The 17,263-nt window shown below is 44.8% G+C and carries 16 protein-coding genes and 1 tRNA gene; 5 read left to right on the top strand and 12 right to left on the bottom strand.

The features are described from left to right. The first annotated feature begins 469 nt into the window (after nt 1–469). The gene (locus tag AC3D28_RS06405; protein WP_488535924.1) at nt 470–1,099 is read left to right on the top strand and encodes a DsbA family protein; all 630 of its coding nucleotides are present in this window, start codon (nt 470–472) and stop codon (nt 1,097–1,099) included. Nucleotides 1,100–1,219: 120 nt separating this feature from the next. Here AC3D28_RS06405 and AC3D28_RS06400 read toward each other — a convergent pair whose 3' ends face one another. Together AC3D28_RS06400 and rnt are read right to left on the bottom strand one after the other, a co-directional pair. Continuing rightward, on the bottom strand, nt 1,220–2,545 hold the full coding sequence (locus AC3D28_RS06400) for a Na+/H+ antiporter family protein (RefSeq protein ID WP_488535923.1): 1,326 nt from the start codon (nt 2,543–2,545) through the stop codon (nt 1,220–1,222). A 28-nt stretch (nt 2,546–2,573) separates the two neighbouring features. Further along, nucleotides 2,574–3,218 (bottom strand): ribonuclease T, encoded by a 645-nt coding sequence (gene rnt, locus AC3D28_RS06395; protein ID WP_488535922.1) that lies wholly within the window; start codon nt 3,216–3,218, stop codon nt 2,574–2,576. Nucleotides 3,219–3,479: 261 nt separating this feature from the next. Between rnt and motY the strand changes: the two genes are divergently transcribed. Beyond that, nucleotides 3,480–4,361, top strand: coding sequence for a flagellar protein MotY (motY, locus tag AC3D28_RS06390; protein ID WP_098415211.1), 882 nt, complete (start codon nt 3,480–3,482; stop codon nt 4,359–4,361). Nucleotides 4,362–4,482: 121 nt separating this feature from the next. On the opposite strand, the gene AC3D28_RS06385 is transcribed toward motY, so the two are convergent. From AC3D28_RS06385 to AC3D28_RS06340, 10 genes are all read right to left on the bottom strand, one after another. After that, entirely contained in the window at nt 4,483–4,917 is a 435-nt protein-coding gene (locus tag AC3D28_RS06385) for a DUF2753 domain-containing protein (RefSeq protein ID WP_488535921.1), read from the bottom strand. A gap of 139 nt (nt 4,918–5,056) precedes the next feature. Next, nucleotides 5,057–5,473, bottom strand: coding sequence for a lactoylglutathione lyase (gene gloA, locus AC3D28_RS06380; RefSeq protein WP_488535920.1), 417 nt, complete (start codon nt 5,471–5,473; stop codon nt 5,057–5,059). 32 nt (nt 5,474–5,505) lie between these two features. After that, nucleotides 5,506–6,147 (bottom strand): endonuclease III, encoded by a 642-nt coding sequence (gene nth / locus AC3D28_RS06375; protein WP_488535919.1) that lies wholly within the window; start codon nt 6,145–6,147, stop codon nt 5,506–5,508. 78 nt (nt 6,148–6,225) lie between these two features. Next, nucleotides 6,226–6,918, bottom strand: a complete 693-nt coding sequence (locus AC3D28_RS06370; RefSeq protein WP_488535918.1) for an electron transport complex subunit E — start codon at nt 6,916–6,918, stop codon at nt 6,226–6,228. Beyond that, a complete protein-coding gene (gene rsxG / locus AC3D28_RS06365) occupies nt 6,918–7,550 on the bottom strand; it encodes an electron transport complex subunit RsxG (protein WP_488535917.1) in 633 nt (210 codons plus the stop codon). The genes AC3D28_RS06370 and rsxG overlap by 1 nt, the downstream gene beginning before the upstream one ends. Nucleotides 7,551–7,557: 7 nt before the next feature. Further along, nucleotides 7,558–8,604 carry an electron transport complex subunit RsxD gene (gene rsxD / locus AC3D28_RS06360; RefSeq protein WP_488535916.1) on the bottom strand — a complete coding sequence of 349 codons (1,047 nt, stop codon included), beginning with the start codon at nt 8,602–8,604 and terminating at the stop codon, nt 7,558–7,560. Then, nucleotides 8,604–11,012, bottom strand: a complete 2,409-nt coding sequence (gene rsxC / locus AC3D28_RS06355; RefSeq protein ID WP_488535915.1) for an electron transport complex subunit RsxC — start codon at nt 11,010–11,012, stop codon at nt 8,604–8,606. The genes rsxD and rsxC overlap by 1 nt, the downstream gene beginning before the upstream one ends. 8 nt (nt 11,013–11,020) lie before the next feature. Then, the gene (gene rsxB / locus AC3D28_RS06350; RefSeq protein WP_488535914.1) at nt 11,021–11,617 is read right to left on the bottom strand and encodes an electron transport complex subunit RsxB; all 597 of its coding nucleotides are present in this window, start codon (nt 11,615–11,617) and stop codon (nt 11,021–11,023) included. A 3-nt stretch (nt 11,618–11,620) separates the two neighbouring features. Then, nucleotides 11,621–12,199 carry an electron transport complex subunit RsxA gene (gene rsxA / locus AC3D28_RS06345; protein WP_098415220.1) on the bottom strand — a complete coding sequence of 193 codons (579 nt, stop codon included), beginning with the start codon at nt 12,197–12,199 and terminating at the stop codon, nt 11,621–11,623. 334 nt (nt 12,200–12,533) lie between these two features. Next, nucleotides 12,534–12,609 (bottom strand) — tRNA-Asn (locus tag AC3D28_RS06340). A 559-nt stretch (nt 12,610–13,168) separates the two neighbouring features. Here AC3D28_RS06340 and uvrB point away from each other — a divergent pair. From uvrB to luxU, 3 genes are all read left to right on the top strand, one after another. Further along, nucleotides 13,169–15,199: an excinuclease ABC subunit UvrB gene (uvrB, locus tag AC3D28_RS06335; RefSeq protein WP_488535913.1), complete on the top strand. Its 2,031-nt coding sequence runs from the start codon at nt 13,169–13,171 to the stop codon at nt 15,197–15,199. Between the two features lie 312 nt (nt 15,200–15,511). After that, entirely contained in the window at nt 15,512–16,918 is a 1,407-nt protein-coding gene (gene luxO / locus AC3D28_RS06330) for a quorum-sensing sigma-54 dependent transcriptional regulator LuxO (protein WP_488535912.1), read from the top strand. Then, nucleotides 16,915–17,259 (top strand): quorum-sensing phosphorelay protein LuxU, encoded by a 345-nt coding sequence (luxU, locus tag AC3D28_RS06325; protein WP_488535911.1) that lies wholly within the window; start codon nt 16,915–16,917, stop codon nt 17,257–17,259. The genes luxO and luxU overlap by 4 nt, the downstream gene beginning before the upstream one ends. Nucleotides 17,260–17,263: the final 4 nt, after the last annotated feature.

Genomic DNA, 17,263 nt, shown 5'->3' with positions numbered 1-17,263 from the left:
AAGGGCTTAAATTGCGTTATGTAGAATTTCAATCATTGCAGTTTTTTGCAGAGAATTGAAAAATAAACGATCATTAAAGATCTCATCCTTAATTTTAACTTATTGAAATTAAATGCTTTCCTTGTTTTTTGTCACGATTTGGGAGATCTTGTCCGTATTTTTAATGATCTCTCCTATGGTATGTGAAGCCTTGCAATGACTGGCTTAGGAACGAATTTTTAATATAAAGCAGTTTTTCAATTTTATAGACAGTATAATTGAGCTCAAAGGTTGGTATAGGGTAAACAGCAGGTGGAGAAAATCTCAGTTTTGTGGAGATTGAGTGAGTAAGACCTGACCCTTTACCAGATTAAACCTAGACTTTTAGGGTACAGCAAAGCAAACAAAAAATAAAATACGTCGCCATTTCATCGCCACTATTTAAAGTTTTTTGTGATAAGTAATTGAATTTAAAGGTTTGAAATTTTAAGTGGATATAAAGCTTTATTACGTACATGACCCAATGTGCAGCTGGTGTTGGGGTTACAAACCAACACTCGATAAATTGAAACAGCAACTGCCCGGCGTGATTCAGTTCGAGTATGTAGTGGGTGGGCTTGCACCAGGTACCAACTTACCAATGCCACCAGAGATGCAACAAAAGCTTGAAAGGGTTTGGAAAAAGATTGAGAGTCAATTAGGTACTAAGTTTAACTACGATTTCTGGAAGCTTTGCACGCCAGTAAGAAGCACTTACCAATCTTGTCGCGCGGTGATCGCAGCGGGATTTCAAGACTCTTATGAGCAGATGCTAGAAGCGCTCCAGCATGCGTATTACTTACGTGCCATGCCACCTCATGAAGAAGCGACTCACTTGCAGCTAGCTAAAGAAATTGGTTTGAATGTTCAGCAGTTCAAGAATGACATGGACGGCTCTTTCTTAGAAGGTGTGTTCGAAGATCAATTGAGTCTTGCAAAGAGCTTAGGTGTGGATTCTTACCCTAGCTTGGTTCTTCAAATTAACGACGCGTATTTCCCCATCGAGGTGGATTACTTGTCAACAGAATCGACGCTCAAGTCAATTCGTGAGCGTATTATTGACAATATGCCAGCGCAATAACTTTTTACTTGTGAGCGAGGATAGCAGTTACTTCATGTAATTAGGTAAGGTAGCAAACGTCCGGATAACTAAAAAACCGCTCAACAGAGCGGTTTTTTAGTTATGAAGGTCTGACGGTAATTAAAGCACCATTGCCGCGATCCAACCAAAGATGATTAGTGGGATGTTGTAGTGGATAAAAGTCGGTACTACCGTTTCCCAGATGTGCTCGTGCTGCCCATCTGCGTTTAGGCCTGAAGTCGGACCTAATGTTGAGTCAGAGGCAGGTGAACCAGCATCACCCAATGCCGCGGCTGTACCAATTAGCGCGATCGTCGCCATTGGTGAGAAACCAAATGCAAGTGCGAGTGGCACATAGATAGTTGCAAGAATAGGGATGGTAGAGAAAGAAGAACCGATCCCCATTGTCACTAGTAGCCCAACAATTAGCATCAACAGAGCTGCCAGTGGCTTGTTGTCACCGATGCTGGTTGAGAGCGATTGAACCAGCGTCTCTACACCACCAGTCTGTTTCATTACGGCAGCAAAACCCGCAGCAGCGATCATAATAAAGCCAATCATCGCCATCATGTGGACACCTTTAGTGAACACGTCGTGCGTCTCTTTCCACGCAATCACGCCACCAAAAGTAAACACCATAAAGCCCGCTAGCGCCCCAATGATCATAGAGCCTGTGTAAAGCTGAACGCTTAAAGCCGCTACAATACCTAAAGCCGCCACTAGGATGTGCTGCTTGTTGATAGTGTGTTCAGTTTCGTGGATGACGGTTAACTCCGTTTCCTCATAAATGCGGGGTTTACGGTAGCTAACAAAAGCCGCAAATAAAAGACCAAACAACATACCGGCACCTGGCAATAGCATGGCAGTTGGCACTTGACCAGCAACAATATTCTCTAAACCATTATCACGTAGGTTTTTGAGTAGGATGTTGTTTAAGAAAATCCCCCCAAAACCTATAGGTAGGAGCATGTACGGAGTAATGAGGCCGAAAGTCAGAACACAAGCAACCAAACGACGGTCTAGTTTAAGCTTCGCGAATACGCCTAAAAGGGGGGGGATCAAAATTGGAATAAAAGCGATATGGACAGGGATCACATTCTGCGAAGACATAGTGACCAGAACTAAAGCAATTAATACAGCGTACTTCAGACCAGTCGTCGAGGCTGTGTTTTCTTTGCCATTCAAGCGTTTGATAACACTTTTTGCCAACAGGTCAGTGATGCCCGATTTAGAAATGGCAACCGCAAACGTACCAAGCATGGCGTAGCTAAGTGCAATGGTTGCACCGCCACCAAGGCCACTTTCAAAGGCCGCCACGGTATCCCCAAGGCTCATGCCGGATACAAAACCACCAACAATGGCACTAAACGTGAGGGCGACCACCACGTTTACGCGCATCAATGCTAACACGAGCATGACGCATACAGATATAACGACAGGGTTCATACTTTTCCTAATATGTTGTGTTTATTTATTATTCTTCGTCGACAAGCGGCCAACCGCCGAGGGCCTTCCATTTGTTGACGATGCCACAGAATAACTCTGCAGTTCTTTCTGTGTCGTAAAGAGCCGAATGTGCTTCACGGCTATCGAATTCCATCCCTGCCGTTTTGCATGCTTTAGCGAGAACAGTCTGGCCATAAGCAAGGCCACTCAATGTCGCCGTGTCAAAAGTAGCAAATGGATGAAAAGGGACTCTTTTGAGCTTGCAGCGCTCATTGGCGGCATTCACAAAACTTAAATCGAATGCTGCATTGTGCGCAACCATGATTGCGCGCGAACAATCTGCGGTTTTTTGTTCTTTACGAATCAGTTTGTAGATTTCTTTTAACGCTTCTTGTTCAGATATTGCGCCACGCAGAGGGCTAAATGGGTCACGTATACCGTTAAACTCTAGCGCCTCTTTTTCTAGGTTCGCACCCTCAAATGGTTCGACATGAAAATGAATCGTAGAGGCAGGATGCAAAATACCATCTTCATCCATGCGAAGGGTGACGGCACAGATTTCTAAAAGTGCATCAGTTTGAGCATTGAAACCAGCGGTCTCAACGTCGACGACCACTGGGAAATAACCGCGAAAACGTTTTTTCAGGGTCAGAGCTTCATTTTCTATTGTCATGTCGGCTTATTTTTGTGTGATGAGTGCTGCATTATTGCAGATTCTACCGAGGAGAAAAACCGCAATTTAGGAGAAAAGCGGAATTCGATTTTCATCTAATTAATGAATGTGGATGACTCATTACATAAAGAGTCAACATTCAGGATTTTGTATCACGTTAACATTTCGCTACTTCATGGCGGGGTTTTTGCATGCTGTTTGATGTAGTTTAATTGATGTAAAGTAACGGCAGCAGGCTGCCGCTTAAGAGATAGTACTTAGATGAAGAAATGGCTGATAACCAGTGGCGTTGTACTTTCGTTGTTTAGCGCCAACAGTTTCGCTGTGATGGGCAAACGTTACGTTGCGACTCCACAGCAATCTCAATGGGAAATGGTGGTCAACACGCCGTTAGAATGCCAACTTGTTCACCCCATTCCTAGTTTTGGAGATGCGGTGTTTTCATCACGTGCGAGCAAAAAGATCAACTTAGATTTTGAGTTAAAAATGCGTCGCCCGATGGGAGAAACGCGTAACGTCAGCCTTATTTCTATGCCGCCCCCTTGGCGACCTGGTGAACATGCCGACCGAATTACGAACCTAAAGTTTTTTAAACAGTTTGATGGCTATGTGGGTGGACAAACTGCATGGGGCATTTTGTCTGAGTTGGAAAAAGGACGCTATCCGACCTTTAGTTACCAAGATTGGCAGAGTCGAGATCAGAGAATTGAAGTCGCGTTGTCATCCGTGTTGTTTCAAAGTAAGTACAACGCGTTCAGTGACTGTATTTCCAACTTATTGAAATACAGCTTTGAAGATATTGCCTTTACGATTTTGCATTACGAAAGACAAGGTGATCAGTTAACCAAAGCATCCAAAAAGCGTTTGTCACAAATTGCAGATTATATCCGATACAATCAAGATATCGATCTCGTGCTGGTGGCGACTTACACCGATTCAACGGATGGTAAAAGTGCGAGTCAAAGTTTATCTGAGAGACGCGCAGAATCACTCCGTGATTACTTTGAGTCCCTCGGTCTGCCGGAAGATAGAATTCAGGTGCAAGGTTACGGCAAACGTCGACCTATAGCGGACAACGGCTCGCCAATAGGAAAAGACAAAAACCGCCGAGTCGTGATATCGCTAGGGCGAACCCAAGTGTGATGCATATAAAACGCCGAAGCTTTAGAAGCTCCGGCGTTTTTATTTACTGATATCGTTAATAATATTCTATTTGTACTTTGCCAAGTTTCTTAACGGTGTTTTCTGCTGTTTAACTTGAATGTTAGTTTAAGCGGAATTTGGCAATCACTTCGCAATTGGTTGCGGTATCGATTTTTTCAACCTGTTTAGCAATAGTCGGGTTAGGATGGCGTTTCATGAAGTCTATCAGTGCCTTAGTGCAACATCCTATTGAGTCGATAAAGCTTGCACATTCTTTATTTGGGCATTGTGGGATGAGCGTTAAGACTTTCTCAGAAGCCAGCTGAAGGTATTTGAGTTCATAGTCAGTGTCTCCGGCCCAACGCCAGAACTGAGCTAAGTTATGACAAGAAATGACTGAAATCAATAACCGCTCGTCTGCCTCAATTTCCACGCATTCGCTGATATCTTCACTTAGATTTAAGGCTTGCTGGTAATGAAGAATGCTGCGAACAGGGTCGTCTAGTTGAAGTGCCGTATCGGCTAGAAGTGTATGTGTTTCCCATTCACTGATCATTATCGTCATCCCGCATATCGAAGGTATGAATAAATCTAAACGATAACTATTATCAAGTAAAGGCTTTTGTTTATAAAAGGACAGGCAGATCGCAGACCTGCCTGTAATCGATGTTCAACTTGAGTTGAAATAGTGAGTCTTAGCCTTCCAGACCCGCTGATGCTTGTTTGTTTTGGATAAGCTCAATCATGTAACCATCAGGGTCTTTTACGAATGCAATGTGTGTGCTGCCACCTTTCACTGGACCAGGTTCACGCGTTACATTACCACCCGCTGTTTTGATGGCATCACACGTTGTGTAGATGTCATCAACACCAATGGCAATGTGACCGAAAGCAGTACCTAGATCATATTCAGTTGTACCCCAGTTATAAGTCAGCTCAATCACTGCACCTTGAGATTCGTCACCGTAACCAACAAACGCAAGCGTGTATTCGTACTCTTTGTTCTCGTTGGTACGAAGTAGCTGCATGCCCATCACTTCAGTGTAAAACTGGATGGATTTGTCTAGATCACCTACGCGAAGCATAGTGTGGAGAATTCGACCGTTTGACATTTTTTGCTCCTAGCTTTCATTTTTAGATAACATTAGTTGTCTGGATATACTTTCTCTTTATACTCACACAAATCTTCAACAATGCAGCTACCGCAGCGTGGCTTTCTCGCCAAACAGGTGTAACGGCCATGAAGAATGAGCCAGTGGTGCACATCGAGCTTAAACTCTTTTGGCACGACTTTTAATAATTTTTCTTCCACATCGTCGACGGTTTTTCCCATAGCAAACTTAGTACGATTGGATACGCGGTAAATGTGCGTATCAACGGCGATGGTTGGCCAGCCAAATGCGGTGTTGAGCACGACGTTTGCTGTTTTACGACCAACGCCTGGTAGCGCTTCCAGCGCGGCGCGATCTTCAGGAACTTCACCATTATGTTTTTCCAACAAGATCTTACAGGTTTTGATGGTGTTTTCTGCTTTAGAATTAAACAAGCCAATGGTCTTGATGTAATCCTTTAAACCATCGACACCCAAGTTGAGAATACTTTGCGGAGTATTCGCCACAGGAAACAGTCTGTCCGTCGCTTTGTTCACACTTACGTCAGTGGCTTGTGCTGAGAGCAGTACCGCGATAAGTAGTTCAAAAGGAGAACTCCAGTTCAGCTCCGTTTGAGGGTTTGGGTTGTTTTCTCGTAATCGTTCAAGAATTTCAATTCTTTTTATTTTATTCATTGCTGACTTCCAATCCCGTCTGCGCGGTGTATGAAAAGGCTCGGCTAGCAGTCGAGCTTTGATTTTATTCTTCTTCTATTATGTGTTAGTCACACGAGCGCGTTCAATGGTGGGTTTTTCTTCTTTTGGTTGGCGCGCTTGAATGGTGTTATCAATAATATTTTTGAGTGCAATCAACAGACCGACACCGATAAACGCACCCGGAGGTAGTAGCGCCAACAGGAAGCTATTATCAAACTGGAAGACTTGGATACGCAATGCAGAAGCCCAGTCACCCAAAAGCAGGTCTGCACCGTCGAATAACGTGCCATTACCTATTAGTTCACGCATGGCACCTAACACAACCAAAACGCTAGCCATACCGAGGCCCATCCATAGGCCATCCAATGTTGCAGGGACGACATCATTTTTCGATGCATACGCTTCCGCACGGCCAATAATGATGCAGTTGGTAACGATTAAGGGAATAAAGATGCCAAGCGATAGGTATAATCCATACGCGTAGGCATTCATGAGTAATTGAACACACGTCACGAGGGATGCAATGATCATCACGAATATAGGGATACGGATTTCTTTAGGCACGTAGTTACGAATCAGAGACACCGTTACATTTGATCCTACCAATACCAGCAGTGTTGCGATACCAAGACCCAGCGCATTTGTTATAGTGGATGAAACTGCCAGCAGTGGACACAACCCCAATAGTTGTACTAAAGCGGGGTTATTGTTCCACATGCCGTTTTTCATTAGCAGCTTGTTGTCACTCATTACTGCTCTCCTTCACAGTCCAAAGGCTGACTAAGAATTTCTTCACGAGATCGATTTACGTAGTTTACGGTGTTTCGCACCACTTTTACGACCGCTCTTGGGGTGATCGTTGCACCAGTAAATTGATCAAAGTCGCCACCATCTTTACGTACCTTCCAAGAGTCCCAGTTACTTTCCGTGACTTGTTTGCCAGTAAAGCTCAAAATCCAATCAGTGACACGGAGATCAATTTTATCGCCCAGACCTGGGGTTTCTTGATGACTTAAAATACGAGAACCCAGAATGTTGCCTTGATTATCAATACCAGTAATAACTTTGATGTCACCATTGTAGCCATCCGGCGCAATCGATTCTACCGCGATGGCGGTCGGCACACCATTTTTGGACGCGAGGTAGGCCGGCATCGCACGCAGCGTACCAAGCTCTGGTGATGTGACCATAGTACATGACTGCGTTAGCGCGTTGTCATGCATGGTCTCTGGTATGACTTGATTCAAAACAGAGAGTAACTGTTGTTGTTCTTGTTCCTTAATTTGATCTTTGGTTAGGTACTGAGTGAATGCTACCAGTCCGGTTGTTGCACAGGCAAAGATCGCGAGCGTCAGACCATTTTTTCTAATTGCGGTTAACATGTTTACCTCAGTGACCGTAGGTTCTAGGTTTGGTGTAGTAATCGATCAGCGGAACACACATGTTGGCGAGCAGTACTGCGAATGCAACGCCATCTGGGAATCCGCCCCAACTGCGAATGATGAAGACTAAAGCGCCAATAAGCGCACCAAAAATCAAACGGCCTTTAACGGTGGTAGAAGCTGATACCGGGTCTGTGGCGATAAAGAACGCGCCAAGCATCGTAGCACCAGATAACCAATGGAAGATTGGTGACCCTGTTTCCCCCGGAGTCAGTAAGCTGAAAACTAGACTAAATAGTGTCAAGCTCGCAAGGAAACCAGCTGGAATATACCATTGAATGATGCGTTTTTTGATCATCACCATGCCACCAATGAAGTAAGCAAGGTTAACCCATTGCCAACCAATGCCAGCGAGGCCACCGAATATAGGTTGTGAAAACACTTCGTTTGGCGTTGCTCCGGTAAGGATTCCCGTCTTAAATGCATCAAGTGGTGTCGCCATTGTTACGCCATCAACACTTGAGCGCACTTGTTGTAACGATAAGCCATCATAATCATAACTGGTAAAAATCAGCGATAGCGTGTCTGCAAAGTTTACGTGATCAGGGATGAGTAAGGTCGGTGCACTCCAACTTGTCATTTGTACAGGGAAGGAGATCAGTAAAACGACGTAAGCGACCATGGCCGGATTAAATAGATTTTGACCAAGGCCACCATAGAGGTGCTTCGCGATGACGATAGCAAAGATTAAACCGATCACCATGATCCACCAAGGAGACCACGGCGGAATTGCGACGGCTAATAACCAAGCGGTAACAATCGCGCTGTTATCACGCAGTGCTCGCATCGGTGAACGCTTACGACAGATCATCACTAACGCTTCTAGTGATACAGCGACAGCGATGGCAAAAATGAGCTGAATGAGTGTGCCCCACCCAAAGAAGTAGGTCTGAGCCGCTAAACCTGGGAGTGCACAAAGTGCCACCCATTTCATTAAATCAGGCGTACTACGACGGCTGTGGGTATGCGGTGAACTGGCAATAAAAAACGACACTACTCGTTCTCCTCGGTATTGTTTTTATTTGCGTCTTGCTGAGCTTTGCGAGCTTTAGCTCGTGCAATGGCGGCAGCAACCGCTGCTTTTTTCGGATCGTCTGCTTGCTCAGCAGGCGCTTCATCTTCAGCAGGTTTGGGTTCGGATTCTTGCTGTGCTTTACGAGCCTTAGCGCGTGCAATGGCGGCAGCCACCGCTGCTTTTTTCGGATCGTCTGCTTGCTCAGCAGGCGCTTCATCTTCAGCAGGTTTGGGTTCGGATTCTTGCTTTGCTTTACGAGCCTTAGCGCGTGCAATAGCAGCGGCAACGGCGGCTTTCTTCGGATCTTCAGTTTGTTCAGCAGGCGTTTCAGCTTCTACCGTTTCGGTTGGGTCTGCTTGTTTCGCTTTACGAGCCTTAGCGCGTGCAATAGCAGCGGCAACGGCGGCTTTCTTCGGATCTTCGGTTTGCTCAGCAGGCGCTTGAGCTTCTTCCGTTTCAGTTGAGTCTGCTTGTTCTGCTTTACGCGCTTTGGCACGCGCAATGGCGGCAGCAACCGCCACTTTTTTCGGATCGTCTTCTTGCTCAGCAGGCGTCTCAGCTTTTGCCGTTTCGGTCGAATTTTCTTGCTTTGCTTTACGTGCTTTAGCCCGAGCAACGGCAGCTGCAACAGCCGACTTCTTGTCATCAGCATTATTTGCAGAGGGGTCGTCTTGCTCTCTCTGCGCTTTGCGTTCGCGCGCCAGACGCTTGCGTTCTTCACGCAGCTTTGCCATTTCTGAGTTATCAGGCTCGCTTGAGTTAGCATCAGCTGCGGCAGCTTGTTTTGCCTTCGCCTTTGCGATAGCAGCGGCGACCGCTGGTTTAACCGTTGACTCTGTTTTTTCTTGTATTTTTGTGTCTTTTGCTTTGACACGCGCGATAGCGGCAGCGATGGCATCATCACCACCGGAAGACTTCATATCTTTACGACGCTGATCAGCCGCTTTCTTAAAGCGATTTTCACGCTCTGCTTTTTCGCGCTCCATACGCGCTTTCTTCTCTTCAAAGCGCAGCTTCGCGCGTTCGGCCGCTTCCGCTTCTTGTGCTCTGGTTCGAATTTCCGCTTTTGCTTGACGGTAGTACTGTACGAGTGGAATTTCACTTGGGCACACAAATGCACAAGCACCACATTCGATACAATCTTTGAGATTAAGTTCTTCGAGTTTGTCGTATTCTTCTGCTTTCGCATACCATTGCAGCTGTTGAGGCAACAGTGACGCAGGGCAAGCGTCAGCACATTGACCACAACGAATACATGCCATCTCATATTGGTGCGGTGAGATCTCTCTGCGAGTCGGAGCCAGGATACAGTTTGCTGTCTTGGTTATAGGCACTTGAGAGTGGGGCAGGGTAAAGCCCATCATTGGGCCGCCCATGATCAAGCGCTGTAACTTCTTATCTGCTTTATAGCCAAACTCGTCGAGCAATGCTTGTACCGGTGTGCCCAATAACGCCCATACGTTGCGTGGTTGTTTAAAGGTTTTTCCGGTGAGTGTAACGACTCGCTCTATCATCGGTTCGCCATCGATGATTGCGCGTTTGATAGAGTAAAGAGAACCCACATTTTGAACCAAAATCCCAATATCAGCCGGAATTGCGCCGCTTGGCACTTCTTTATTGGTTAAAAGTTTGATCAATTGCTTTTCACCACCAGAAGGGTATTTGGTTGGAATAACGCGAATAACAATATCTTTATTCAGAGCGGCTGCTTCTAATGCTTTGACGGCTTCTGGTTTGTTATCTTCGATACCAATGATGGTCAATTTAGGCGATAGGATATGCTCGACAATTTCGATTCCCTGAATCAGCTCGTCGGCATGTTCTTGCATGAGCTTGTCATCAGATGTGATGTATGGTTCGCACTCGGCTGCATTGACGATAAGAATTTCGGTGCGCGCGAAACCGGATTGGATCTTTTTCGCTGTTGGAAAACCTGCACCGCCCATACCTGAAATACCCGCAAGACGAATAATATCAATTAATGAATCAGGCGATTTTTGAGTGTAATCGGCGACAGGAGTTTTCTCACCCCAAGTGTCATTTCCGTCGGGCGTGATAACAACACATAACTCACTGAGCCCTGATGGGTGGGCAACGGTTCGTGGCTCTATCGCAGTAATTTTGCCTGACGTAGGCGCGTGAACAGGAACGGTAAACCCTGTTTCTGATTGCGTTAATGGTTGGCCTTTTAAAACGTCATCGCCCTCGGAAACTAATAAGTTACCGGCTTTGCCAATGTGCTGTTTTAACGGTAATACGATTTCCGATGGAATGGATGCGTGGACGAGCTCTGTTTTATTGGACTGCGCTTTGTTCTCTGCCGGATGCACACCACCTGGGAAATCCCAAAGTGAGCCTGTACGAATTTGTTCAATCAAAGACAACATACGAAACCTTACTTAATTGAATCTTTCACGTTCACTGCATCATCGGCAGCATCCGTAATGTTAAGCACTGGAATGGAGTTAAGTTGCCATTTCCAGCTTTCTGTGGTGGTGACCACAGGAATCATTTCAATACAATCGGTCGGACACGGTGCCACACACAAGTCACAACCCGTACATTCGTCTTTAATTACGGTGTGTACAGCTTTTGTACCGCCAACAATGGCGTCAACAGGACAAGCCTGAATGCATTTAGTACAACCGATACACATATCTTCGTGGATAAATGCAACGGTTGGGATTTTGCTGTCGAGATCGTGCGCTGATTCTTCTGGTTCAACGCCCATTAGGTCGGCTAGCTTTTCGATCGTCGCTTGACCGCCGGGAGGGCATTTGTTGATGTGATCACCATTCGCAATTGCCTCTGCATAAGGTCGGCAACCAGGGTAGCCACATTGACCACATTGGGTCTGGGGTAAGATCGCATCGATTTGATCTACAATCGGGTCCGCCTCAACTTTGAAGCGAATGGAAGCAAAACCAAGTATTGCGCCGAAAATCGCGGCAAGAACCGCTAGCGCGATGATCGCCATTAGAATCGTACTCATCGCTTACTTCACCAAACCTGTAAAGCCCATAAAGGCTAATGACATTAAACCCGCGGTAATCATTGCAATCGATGCCCCTTTAAAAGGTATTGGAACATCTGCGGCAGCAATGCGCTCACGCATAGATGCAAACAGTATCAACACCAGTGAGAAGCCGACAGCGGCCCCGAAGCCGTAGATAATTGATTCAATAAAGTTGTGGTTTTCATTGATGTTGAGAAGCGCGACACCTAATACCGCGCAGTTTGTTGTGATCAGCGGTAAGAAAATTCCGAGTAAGCGATAAAGTGTTGGGCTTGTTTTGTGCACAACCATTTCGGTGAACTGCACCACAACGGCTATCACCAAAATAAAACTCATGGTTCGAAGGTATTCAATACCGAGTGGGCGAAGTATGTAGCTTTCCACTAGATACGCGCACACTGATGCAAGCGTGAGGACAAAAGTTGTCGCAAAGCCCATACCTATTGCTGTTTCGAGTTTTTTGGACACGCCCATAAAAGGACATAAGCCTAAAAACTTCACTAGTACAAAGTTGTTCACCAGCACAGTGCCGACTAACAACAAAACATATTCGGTCATAGTTATTACGTTCTGAAAATCCGATCTCAATATTATCGTGTTTTGCGACACCAATAACAACCGGTGAACGATGTGGTTTTATATACACGATGGGAAAATAGTCGTCTATGAGAGGAATGCTGGATGAATGAAGGAGAAATTAAAAAGTCGAGTGAATGGTTTCTAGGAAGAAAAGGCGTTGTTTTATGCTCTGATAGGGTGTTTTTTAAGCTTAGAAACCCCATGCTCAGCGAGACTATTAGGTAGAAACCAGACACCCTGCATTAAGTTCAAGTTAGAAATACCAAATTTAAGAAAAAAGCCCAGTTCTTAAACTGAGCTTTTTTCTTAAATTTGGCTCCTCCTGCTGGGCTCGAACCAGCGACCTGCGGATTAACAGTCCGTCGCTCTACCAACTGAGCTAAGGAGGAACTGTTTTGTATGAAAGCGGGAAGAATCTTACCGAGCGGCTAAAGTAGTGTCAACCGTAAAAAAATACATTTTTAGCAAAAAATATTATCTAGAATACTTTACTTTTTTGTATTGCTTACCAGTAAAGAGCTGTAGTTACTTATCCACTAAATTTGTGGATAAGTGTGTTGATGAGATCTGAGTAAACTTTTATTAAATGCAACAGGTTTTGTATTGGCTGGGTTTTTACGTAGATTTATGCACCAAATACGCAAATAAAACAGTGATTTGTTCAAATTAAGTAAGATGTATTTAAAATGAATAAAAACTAAGCTTTTGGGGATGAAGGAACTTTAAAGTGTTTTTTGGGGAAAAGCTGTGGAAACTAAAGACTAAAAATTGAAGGGAGGTCTTTAACTAGGGCGAAATACTATATCAGAGCGAATGAGATAAGACTATCTCGATATAGACAAACAAGAAATTTTATTAACAATAGACGCTAAATTTTCGATAGGCGTAGATTTCATTGGCTAAGGTGTATATATATACAGCCGAGAAGCAGCAGAGTTGAGGAAGGGTATGAGTAAAGTCTATGAACTGGTTTCTGGTTATCAACCGTCAGGAGATCAACCGGCAGCGATCAACCAATTGCTTGAGGGGCTAGACGCGGGCCTAGCGCATCAAACACTGCTGGGTGTGACAGGTTCTGGTAAAACGTTCACGTTAGCGAATGTGATTGCAAAAGCACAAAGACCAGTCATATTGCTGGCGCCGAATAAAACCCTTGCTGCTCAGCTTTACGGAGAGATGAAATCATTCTTTCCTAATAATGCTGTAGAGTATTTTGTTTCTTACTATGATTATTATCAACCTGAAGCTTACGTTCCGACGACGGACACCTTTATTGAAAAAGATGCATCGGTAAATGCACATATTGAGCAAATGCGTTTGTCTGCCACAAAAGCGCTACTGGAACGCAAAGATGCCATTATCGTTGCTTCTGTTTCTGCCATTTATGGCTTGGGTGATCCTGAATCTTATCTCCAGATGATGTTGCATTTACGTCGAGGCGATGTGATCGATCAGCGTGATATGTTGCGCCGCTTGGCCGAGTTACAGTATTCACGTAATGACGTGGCTTTCGAACGTGGTCAGTTCCGTGTGCGTGGCGAAGTGATTGATATCTTTCCTGCAGAATCTGAACAAGATGCCGTTCGTATCGAAATGTTTGATGATGAAGTAGATTGCATCAGCGTGTTCGACCCGCTCACTGGCGTGGTTAAGCAGCGAGATTTACCACGTTATACCATCTATCCTAAGACTCACTACGTGACTCCACGAGAGCGTATTCTTGAAGCAATTGAACATATTAAAGTCGAGTTAGAAGTAAGGAAAAAACAGTTTTTAGATAGCAACAAGCTGTTAGAAGAGCAGCGCATTAGTCAGCGCACTCAATTTGATATCGAAATGATGAATGAGCTGGGTTTTTGTTCCGGTATTGAAAATTATTCTCGCTATCTTAGTGGGCGCTCGGAAGGTGAGCCGCCTCCAACGCTTTTCGACTACTTACCTCATGATGGTTTATTGATGATCGATGAGTCGCACGTGACTGTGCCGCAGATTGGTGCGATGTACAAAGGTGACCGTTCTCGTAAAGAGACCTTGGTTGAATTTGGTTTCCGCTTACCTTCTGCTTTGGATAACCGCCCGCTTAAATTTGAAGAGTTTGAATCTTTAGCACCACAGACCATTTTTGTCTCTGCAACACCAGGGAATTACGAGCTAGAAAAATCAGCAGGAGAGGTGGCTGATCAAGTTGTCCGTCCTACAGGATTGCTCGATCCAGAACTGGAAGTTCGTCCAGTTACGACGCAAGTGGATGATTTACTCTCTGAAATCCGTATTCGCTCGGTTAAAGATGAACGTGTGTTGGTGACGACATTAACCAAACGAATGGCAGAAGATCTAACCGAATATCTCCACGAGCATGACGTACGGGTGCGTTATCTACATTCAGACATCGATACGGTAGAACGTGTGGAAATTATTCGCGATCTTCGTCTTGGTGAGTTTGATGTGCTGGTGGGTATCAACTTGTTACGAGAAGGTTTGGACATGCCAGAAGTTTCGCTGGTGGCGATCTTGGATGCAGACAAAGAAGGCTTCTTGCGTTCTGAACGTTCTTTGATTCAAACCATTGGCCGCGCTGCACGTAACCTTGAAGGGCGGGCTATCTTATACGCAGACCGAATCACTAATTCAATGAAAAAGGCGATGGATGAGACGAGTCGTCGTCGAGAGAAGCAAAAAGCCTACAACGAAGAGCTGGGTATCTCTCCGCAAGCGCTTAAACGCAATATTAAAGACATCATGGAACTGGGGGGTATTACGAAATCTAAGCGTCAACGTAATACCAAGCAGGTGCCATTATCGAAAGTGGCGGAGCCATCTCAATCTTACCAAGTGATGTCACCACAACAGCTGGAAAAAGAAATCAGTCGATTAGAAGCGACTATGTACCAGCATGCACAAGACTTAGAATTTGAGTTAGCGGCACAAAAACGTGATGAAATTGAAAAACTACGAGCGCAGTTTATTACGAACAGCTAAACAGAGTCTGTTAGCCTTCATCGTTCAAGTTTGAGCAAGATCGTTGTGGCTTAATAAATAAAGTAGAAGAAAAAAGAAGCCAATAGGCAGTCGGGTCTATTGGCTTGTTTTGTGAACATGCCGTTCACTAACAACGTCAGTTGGCTAGGTGACCCGAGGGTCAGCAGATACAACAGCATGATTTATGCCATTTTTTAAGTGATTGATATCATTTTTTAATATTTTCAATTAGCCGTAATTCAATAGACTGTTTGCAAAATGCAAAGCGTAATGCGATTATTGTTTAAAATACAACAAAAAATTAGCTATATTATGCAACAAAAGTCAGAAGGCCAAAAAGCTCGTTACCTGTTAATGGTTGAGGATACCATATCAGTTGCGGCACTTTATCGTTCATACCTGACCCCTTTAGGGATCGACATTAATATTGTTGGTACAGGTAGAGATGCGATTGAGAGTCTCAAGCATCGAATTCCAGATCTTATTTTACTCGATCTCCGTCTACCAGATATGACAGGGATGGATGTATTACACGCTGTTAAAAAAAGCCACCCGGACGTACCGATTATTTTTATGACCGCTCATGGCTCTATCGATACCGCGGTAGAGGCAATGCGCCATGGCTCTCAAGATTTCTTGATTAAACCATGCGAAGCTGATCGGCTACGCGTCACGGTCAATAATGCCATTCGTAAAGCGACCAAGCTAAAAAATGAGGCCGATAATCCCGGCAACCAAAGTTATCAGGGCTTCATCGGTAGCAGTCAAACCATGCAACAGGTCTATCGCACCATTGACTCTGCAGCGAGCAGTAAAGCAAGCATCTTCATTACTGGTGAAAGTGGTACTGGTAAAGAGGTATGTGCGGAAGCAATTCATGCCGCGAGTAAGCGAGGAGACAAGCCGTTTATCGCTATTAACTGTGCCGCTATCCCGAAAGATTTGATCGAAAGTGAGTTATTCGGTCACGTAAAAGGGGCGTTTACCGGTGCTGCGAATGACCGTCAAGGTGCTGCTGAGCTAGCTGATGGTGGCACACTGTTCCTTGATGAGTTATGTGAAATGGACTTGGACTTACAAACCAAGTTATTACGTTTTATCCAAACGGGTACGTTCCAAAAAGTCGGCTCTTCGAAAATGAAGAGTGTGGATGTGCGTTTTGTGTGTGCGACTAACCGTGACCCGTGGAAAGAAGTACAAGAAGGGCGGTTTCGTGAAGACTTGTACTATCGTCTCTACGTGATTCCATTGCATCTGCCACCTTTACGCGAACGTGGCGAAGATGTTATTGAAATTGCGTACTCACTTTTGGGTTACATGTCGCATGAAGAGGGGAAAAATTTTATCCGTTTCGCGCCAGATGTGATAGCTCGATTTAATAGCTATGAATGGCCGGGCAACGTTCGTCAACTACAAAATGTATTGCGTAATATCGTTGTTCTAAATAACGGTAAAGAAATTACGTTAGATATGCTACCTCCGCCACTGAATCAGCCACTCGATCGTCCGTTGTCCATGGCAAAATTAATCGATCCTAAGATGGTGACAGCATCTGACATTATGCCTTTATGGATGACAGAAAAAATGGCAATAGAGCAAGCAATAGAAGTGTGCGACGGCAATATTCCTCGAGCGGCGGGGTATCTTGATGTTAGCCCGTCGACGCTTTACCGCAAATTACAAGCATGGAACGGCAAGGAGGAGCGGCAAAAAGTATGAGTGTGAATGTCTTAAATCAGCAGAAAATAGACGAATTGTCGATGGAAATTGGTCATGATAATGTCCCTGTTCTGCTCGATATTTTCTTGGGAGAGATGGATGTTTACATTGAGAATCTATCGCTCTATCAAGGTACAGAACGATTGAAGTATTTAAAAGAAATCAGTCACGCATTGAAAAGCAGTGCGGCCAGTTTTGGTGCTGATCGCTTATGCGCATTGGCGGTAACTATCGATAAGAAAGCCAAAACTGGTGAGCTAGACGAAAAAGCCGAGGAGCTGGCAATGATGCTTAATCTTCTGCATAAAACGCGGGAAGCTTACCGCGATTGGCGGCAATAAGTTA

This window comes from Vibrio sp. TAP-3B (assembly GCF_057784735.1).
Note: the sequence above shows the minus strand (reverse complement) of the source record. Positions and strands in the feature narration are given on the sequence as shown.